The 6,326-nt window shown below is 55.9% G+C and carries 9 protein-coding genes; 4 read left to right on the forward strand and 5 right to left on the reverse strand.

The window, feature by feature from the left end; translation table 11 throughout:
* Positions 1 to 192: 192 nt before the first annotated feature.
* From ACLQ7E_RS02310 to ACLQ7E_RS02320, 3 genes are all read left to right on the forward strand, one after another.
* Positions 193 to 1,914 (forward strand): DNA methyltransferase, encoded by a 1,722-nt coding sequence (locus tag ACLQ7E_RS02310; protein WP_411730944.1) that lies wholly within the window; start codon positions 193 to 195, stop codon positions 1,912 to 1,914.
* Positions 1,915 to 2,046: 132 nt separating this feature from the next.
* On the forward strand, positions 2,047 to 2,454 hold the full coding sequence (locus ACLQ7E_RS02315; RefSeq protein WP_411730936.1) for a hypothetical protein: 408 nt from the start codon (positions 2,047 to 2,049) through the stop codon (positions 2,452 to 2,454).
* A 416-nt stretch (positions 2,455 to 2,870) separates the two neighbouring features.
* Positions 2,871 to 3,551 (forward strand): hypothetical protein, encoded by a 681-nt coding sequence (locus ACLQ7E_RS02320; protein ID WP_411730937.1) that lies wholly within the window; start codon positions 2,871 to 2,873, stop codon positions 3,549 to 3,551.
* Positions 3,552 to 3,585: 34 nt separating this feature from the next.
* Here the strand turns inward: ACLQ7E_RS02320 and ACLQ7E_RS02325 are convergent, their stop codons facing one another.
* Together ACLQ7E_RS02325 and ACLQ7E_RS02330 are read right to left on the reverse strand one after the other, a co-directional pair.
* Positions 3,586 to 3,768, reverse strand: a complete 183-nt coding sequence (locus ACLQ7E_RS02325) for a hypothetical protein (RefSeq protein WP_411730938.1) — start codon at positions 3,766 to 3,768, stop codon at positions 3,586 to 3,588.
* A complete protein-coding gene (locus tag ACLQ7E_RS02330; protein WP_411730939.1) occupies positions 3,765 to 4,019 on the reverse strand; it encodes a glutaredoxin family protein in 255 nt (84 codons plus the stop codon). Before ACLQ7E_RS02330 ends, ACLQ7E_RS02325 begins: the two co-directional genes overlap by 4 nt.
* Positions 4,020 to 4,272: 253 nt before the next feature.
* On the opposite strand from ACLQ7E_RS02330, the gene ACLQ7E_RS02335 reads away from it, so the two are divergent.
* Positions 4,273 to 5,007 (forward strand): hypothetical protein, encoded by a 735-nt coding sequence (locus ACLQ7E_RS02335; protein ID WP_411730940.1) that lies wholly within the window; start codon positions 4,273 to 4,275, stop codon positions 5,005 to 5,007.
* Between the two features lie 30 nt (positions 5,008 to 5,037).
* Here the strand turns inward: ACLQ7E_RS02335 and ACLQ7E_RS02340 are convergent, their stop codons facing one another.
* The 3 genes from ACLQ7E_RS02340 to ACLQ7E_RS02350 are packed head-to-tail and all read right to left on the reverse strand — an operon-like array spanning position 5,038 to position 6,176.
* Entirely contained in the window at positions 5,038 to 5,340 is a 303-nt protein-coding gene (locus tag ACLQ7E_RS02340) for a hypothetical protein (RefSeq protein ID WP_411730941.1), read from the reverse strand.
* A 2-nt stretch (positions 5,341 to 5,342) separates the two neighbouring features.
* Entirely contained in the window at positions 5,343 to 5,747 is a 405-nt protein-coding gene (locus tag ACLQ7E_RS02345; protein ID WP_411730942.1) for a hypothetical protein, read from the reverse strand.
* A gap of 12 nt (positions 5,748 to 5,759) precedes the next feature.
* A complete protein-coding gene (locus ACLQ7E_RS02350; RefSeq protein ID WP_411730943.1) occupies positions 5,760 to 6,176 on the reverse strand; it encodes a hypothetical protein in 417 nt (138 codons plus the stop codon).
* Between the last annotated feature and the right edge of the window lie 150 nt (positions 6,177 to 6,326).

Raw genomic sequence — 6,326 nt, forward strand, 5'->3', positions numbered from 1 at the left:
ATCGACCCCAAGATCCTGGCCCTGCCCGGGCCGGCATGGATCAACCAACCTACAGAAACCGCCGAAAAAGAAGCAGCCTAACGGCTGTCTAACTCACCGTGGTACCGCTTGACTTGAAAAATTCCGGGGCCCCTGTTCCTGGATGAGTATCGGGATCGCGCTGATCGACTAATTGCAGCCAAGAGCACGAGCATCAAGGACCTCAATGAGTTCCAAGACGAGATGGCTTCAAACATCTACGTTGACCCTGCCTGCGGGGCAGGAAACTTCCTGAACATCGCTTATGCCAAGCTGCGCGATATCGAGACAGACATTATCGTGGCACGTTGGCAGCGTGGTTCTCGAACGGCTTCTCTCGATGCCACGTTTGACCAGAAATTGACCATTGACCGGTTCTACGGTTTTGAAATCAACTGGTGGCCTGCCAAGATCGCGGAAACCGCCATGTTCCTCGTCGATCACCAGGCGAACCGCAAGCTGGCGCAAGCCATTGGTGAAGCCCCAGACCGTCTGCCCATCAAGATCACGGCGCACATCGTCCACCACGACGCGCTGACCCTCGACTGGAATGATGAACTACCTGTCGTTTCGGGAAATACGTTCGTTTTTGGCAACCCTCCATTCTTGGGTGACCACACCCGAACCAAGGAGCAGCTAGCGCTTATGCAGCAGGCCTGGGGTGCGGGAAAACAGCTCTCACGCTTGGACTTCGTCACCAGTTGGCACGCGTTGACGTTGCGGCTGCTGGGTACGCGTCGGGGTGAATGGGCCTACGTAACAACCAACAGCATTGTGCAGGGCGATCAGACAGAACGCCTGTTCGCGCCAATCTTTGAGGCACGTTGGAGAATCAAGTTCGCCCACAGGACCTTTAAGTGGAACTCGGAAGCCCCGGGCGAGGCAGCCGTCCATTGTGTGATCATAGGATTCACTCGGGATAAAACCGCAAAGCCGCGGCTATTTGACTACAAAACGGTCAAGAGCGAAGCCGAGGCCGTGCCCGGGGTCAAGACCATCAACGCGTATCTGGTTGACGGGCCAAACGTCCTCATCGGCAAGCGGTCCCAGCCTCTATCGCCGGATCTTCCCGAAGTAGTGAAAGGCTCGATGCCAACGGATGGTGGCCACCTGGTGGTCATCCCGGAACAGTATCCAGGCGTCGCCGCTGACCCGCATATGGCTCCCTATGTCCGTCCCTATATCGGGTCCAAGGAACTGATTCAGGGGCATCAGCGGTGGTGCCTATGGCTCCAAGACATGGATCCCAGTGCTCCCTCGAAGTCGCCAGAGTTGCGTCGCCGCCTGCAGGGTGTTGAGGCTGCTCGTCTGGATTCCACGGCACAATCCACGAAGGACTATGCACGATTCCCACACCTGTTCCGTCAGATTGGCATCGTTTCCGAAAACCCGATTGTCGGCATTCCCGAAGTCAGTAGCGAAAACCGTCGCTATCTGCCGGTCGGGCATCTCGAGCCTGGAACGATCATCTCGAACAAGATCTACGGTGCCGAAGACCCGGACGGAATGGTGTTCGCCATTGCCTCGTCCTCGATGTTCGTTACCTGGATGAAAACGGTGGGTGGACGCATGAAGTCCGATCCCTCGTTTTCCTCCACCGTGACGTGGAACAATTTCCCGCTTCCACACCTTGAACCGGAACAACGCAAAGCTATCGCCGCTGCCGGGGAAAAGATCCTGGCTGCACGGGAGCTGTACCCGGAACGGTCATTGGAAAAGCATTACGCTCCGCTGGGCATGAATCCACAATTGGTAAAAGCCCATGACTCGTTGGACTCGATCGTTGACAAGGCTATCGGCGCCCCGCGTCGTTGCCGAGATGAGAGGGAGCGCCAGTACTACTTATTCGATGCCTACGCGCAACTGAGCAGCGACAAGCAGCCAACTTTGGTTTAAACGGTCGAAGTAACCAGGGCGTAGGGACATAACAGCCGCAAGGCCCCGGGAACATCACCAAGGTGTCTTACCCATCACTGATACTGGGAGCCTGGGCGAAATTCTCCGCACAGGGCAAACTAGGAGGCACTCTTGGAACCACATGTTTGGCGCGACGCCAAAGTAACCTATGCGGACTATGTTGGCACTGCTCAACTTGACCAAAAAATGACCGGTGAAAGCGGTCTTAAGGTGGCGGGGATTGACGAGGAAAAATGGCTTGTCGTCGGCATTGATATCGGCGGTGGAGAACGTGATCACGGTCTGCGCGTTGTCGCCGTCGATCTGGAGGCAGTTCCCGAAGGGGAAGGGAACGTGATTGATCGATTGGTAGAGGAGCATGGGCATATCCCCACCAAAGAACTCCTTCTGCACGACGTGAATCCATACGATTTCCTGAAAAGCATCACCCATCAATTCGAGTTGCGGCTGAGGACGAGTTACACCGAGGGGAAGAACATCATGGTTACCAGCCTTGGTGACATTCCCGAACAGCCGTAGGCGCCATTAGAGGCATCCAAAACGATCGCTTATAGGGTCGGTCTTGGTGGCCGTCCCTATCACTTAAATGAGATCTCAGACTGAAGTATCGCGAAAATCATGCCGCAACATTGTGAGAGGGCTATTTTACGGCGTGCTTCCTCTCAACCGTCGCTAATGGCACTTCTGACTCCCACCTCGATCCTTTACCAGATACCTGCGGAATCGATCGGGGTCCGTCCATCCCACAGCGACTCAACCAGAAAAGATATCTGTCCCGTTTAGACGCGTTTAGGTTCCGATCGACGTATTCGGCCAAAAATTTACCGGCTTGTCATCCTTACAGCGAGAGCAATCCAAAACGCCCCACTAACGATAGTTATAGGTCGTCCCTGTAAAGAGACCGTAATATTTTCCTCGTTGAATATGATGAGCAGATGGATTGGAAAGAGTTCGCGGCGTCGGTCATCGGAAATGTTCTATCATGGCCGGTTGTGGCATTGACCGTTGCTCTACTGCTACTACAGCCGATCCGCAAGCTGATCGGACGGGTGACGATAGCCAAAGGATTCGGGGGTGAATTCCAATTCGCCAAGACCTTTGAATCTATGGAAGAGAATGTCGACGAAGTCCTCGAATCTGTGGAAAAGAAAGTCGACGAAGTCCTCGAGTCAAAGCTAACTAGTGAGCAGCCTGAGGACCTCGAGACTCACACGCGTTCGAACTCACCGGAGAACAAGGTCGGTCCCATCGCCGAGCAGGGGACTCCGGATCCTATTCGCAACCCCACAGGGGCCATAATAATGTCCTGGAAAACACTGGCAAAAGCCCTCGAAGACCTTATCCACATCAAGGCCGGCCGTGGCCGCCCTACCCGTAACCACAAAATCATCATCGAACAGCTACGACGTAACGAGGCCGTTAGTCAGGCATTTTCCGATTCGGCCCAGGACCTCCTTGCCCTGAGAAATCAGGTCGCACATGGCGAAGTTTCACCCACACAGGGCGCAGCACACACTTATGTCGAGCGCGCGCGCCAACTCGAAATGGTTGCTCGAGGAATAATCGCATTAGAGAAGATTGACCTCGATAAGCCTGCTTCGTCCATCTCGTATTGATGACCACGGCGCAATTGAGACGGATCCTTCTTGTTCACAGCTTTGTTTTTTCAATCTCTGTGAGACGTACGCAACGCTGCATGAACGCGATGATGATTTCGCGTTGGGTCTTGCCCTGCAGTGCTGCGTAGGCCTTGAACTCGTTGGCGAGTTCTTCGGGGACGTCGAAGTTCAGCCGCTTTTGCACTGTTCCATCGGCGGTGGGTTTCGCGGTCAACTGGCCACTTCTTCCTTGGCTAGTTTGATGGCCACGGCAATGTTGGTTGGGTTCAGGCCAGACCAATGAAAGTCGTCATCCACCACGACGATGGGGGCTTGAGAGTATCCCAGTTCTTCGGTGACGTACTCCAAGGCCGCCAGCTTCTGAGTAATGTCCACTTCGGTGAAAGCCACGCGGGCTTCGGTGAATTTCTCGGCCGTCTTGCGGCATCCGAAGCATCCCGGTTTGGTGTAGATGGTGATCGCCATTGCTCTGCCCTCCAGCCTTTCGATGTACCTTCATTCTACCCTCAAATGAGGGTCTAATCTATTCTTTTAGCCCGAGATTCCGGGGTTTTTGGCACCTATCGGTACGGTGAAACCTGCCGTGGCGGCTCCCTCTTTCAGTACACCACAGAGACATGCAAATATCGGGTGCCTCGCAATTGGTGTACATCGATTAATTGCTTCATTAGCCGCGGTGGCGCACCGGATCTCCATTGTCGCTGAAATGATGAATCCTATGACCGAACATTCGAACTCATCAAAAGCAATCCGTGACCACTTGCCTCTCGCGGCGTCCCTTTTGCTAGTAGTAGTTGCTGCACTGCGTGTCTTCTACTTCTCAGGTCCCGATGTTGCCACTGCGTTGGCCATTACCAGCGTCATCGATTACCCCGCAATCCTCTTGGCTTCCTTGACAACGTTGCTCGCGCCCGCTCTGCCTATCGCACTCTTTTTCTATCCGCCTTTGGGCAACTGGATGATGGCCGGAACGGCTAGGAACGCAACATCCTCGGAACGGTGGCGTTCGGCGATAGTTTGGACTCCACTAGCAATCCTGTACTCATGGGCCTTCACCCCTGGCATGCTTCTAGCTTTGCTCTTCCTCTTTTTGTACCAAATTGGTGATTCGCGCAAGGCCGCATGGTCACGAATCCCAAAACTGTCAAAACTCAAATACGTGGGGCATTTTATTTGGCACATGCTGCCTGCATTCGCGGTGTTTCTTGTCGTGTTCCCTCTGCTTTTTAGGCCGTGGACTCCTTTGGAATCCATCGAAATGAAGGCCAAGCAAGAAACCACGATCGGTTATGTAATTGGGGAGCAATCGGGGAAAATGCTGGTTATCGATAGTGAAAAGATTCCTGTTTGGATCGAATCCGACCAAATTTCGACACGAAGTATCTGTGCAGAAGAACCCAACTGGATATCGCGTCCGCTTTTTCAAAACAAATCTAAGATTCCCGAATGTTGATAATCCCTGATCATCAGTCGACCGCCCTGTTCAGATTGGTCGGTCTGCCGGTGGGCCGGGTGCCGGCCACGGCAAGTCGTCGAGGATCTGCCACAGCGTGTCCCTGTCGGTGGCGGTGCGGGAGATTCCCGGCAGTTCGTCCAGGGCGAGTGACTGCAGGTACTTGGCGACGGTCACTGTTGCTTCGGCGTAGGCGGCGTGGCCCTCTTGGCCGGCGGTGAGGATGGCGGCACACTTCTGCGCTTGGTGGCGGGTCAGGTGAACCAGAAGGTTGTCCAGCTCGTCGTGAGCGTTGAGTAGTTCCTGGTATTCGTCCGGGCCCAGCGTTCCCATGACTAGCCGCCGTTGCTTTCGCGGCGGAGTTCTTCCAGGTGGCGGCGTTCCTCGGCGGTTTGGTACCCCTGCCCGGCGATGGCGTTCTGTGCCAGTGCCAGTTCCTCGCCCATTTGCTGGGCCAGCTTTGCGGCCCGGGCGAGGTGTTCCCCGGCCAGAGCGACGCTGGCAGCGGGGTCCTTGCCCTCGTATTCGGTGACGTCGTATTCCTCGAGGGATTTCACCAGTCCTTGGGCGAGCTGTTCGGAAATCTGGGGCAGGAAGCTGCCGAAGTTTTTGAGGTTTCCCAGGATCCGGTACACGTCGGGTGCAGGGTGGGTTGTCCTGGTCAGGAGTGCCAAGGCGTGCAGGGCTTCGTAGGCGGTGTCGGCTTCCCGCACTGCTTCGGGGGTCGTCTCGTCGTCCATGATCGTGGTCTCCTAGTTCCTTGGTCCGTGTTCTGTTCTCACCATATCGGTGGGGCACCAGGTTCCCATGAGTTCCCCGGTGTCATCGATCCAAATGACGTGCACCAGGTGCGTGGTGCGGGCGGTGACTTCGACCGGAAGGATCACGCTGCCGCTGTTCGTGGGGATCTCTGCGGTCCCCCGGTGGTGCGGCAGGGCCTGGGCCGGCTCGTCACCGGGGTAAAAGCGCATGAGTTCGTACGCGGTGCCTTGGTGGGTGAAGGTGTCGTGGTTTCCCCGTGCCGGGGTGTCCGGGGCGCGCAGCGCACCTATGCGGCGGCCGGGGGAGCTTGCGGAGGAGGCCGCCGCCGAAATCTGTAGCCGCGGCTCCCATGGTGATCCGTCGCGGACCTGCGTGGGGTGGTGGGTAAAGGCCATGTCGATGCTCATGTGTGGACTCCCTTTTGGGTGTGAGTGTAGCTAGGTGGGGCGCCGTTTTTGGTACGTCGCCCCCCCAAGCTGGTGGTTGGGGGGGTGGGGTTGTGGTTGGTGCTGGCGGACCGGGGAAGTTCGCCGGTGTTTATCAAATTTTTAAACACG

Source organism: Paeniglutamicibacter sp., assembly GCF_046714615.1.
Lineage (GTDB): Bacteria > Actinomycetota > Actinomycetes > Actinomycetales > Micrococcaceae > Paeniglutamicibacter.

What these genes read in the sequence shown, in the direction of transcription:
- ACLQ7E_RS02320 (WP_411730937.1), top strand. Translation starts at nt 2,871, where the DNA reads ATGGATTGGAAAGAGTTCGCGGCGTCGGTCATCGGAAATGTTCTATCA.
- ACLQ7E_RS02330 (WP_411730939.1), bottom strand. Translation starts at nt 4,019, where the DNA reads ATGGCGATCACCATCTACACCAAACCGGGATGCTTCGGATGCCGCAAG.
- ACLQ7E_RS02335 (WP_411730940.1), top strand. Translation starts at nt 4,273, where the DNA reads ATGACCGAACATTCGAACTCATCAAAAGCAATCCGTGACCACTTGCCT.
- ACLQ7E_RS02340 (WP_411730941.1), bottom strand. Translation starts at nt 5,340, where the DNA reads ATGGGAACGCTGGGCCCGGACGAATACCAGGAACTACTCAACGCTCAC.
- ACLQ7E_RS02345 (WP_411730942.1), bottom strand. Translation starts at nt 5,747, where the DNA reads ATGGACGACGAGACGACCCCCGAAGCAGTGCGGGAAGCCGACACCGCC.
- ACLQ7E_RS02350 (WP_411730943.1), bottom strand. Translation starts at nt 6,176, where the DNA reads ATGAGCATCGACATGGCCTTTACCCACCACCCCACGCAGGTCCGCGAC.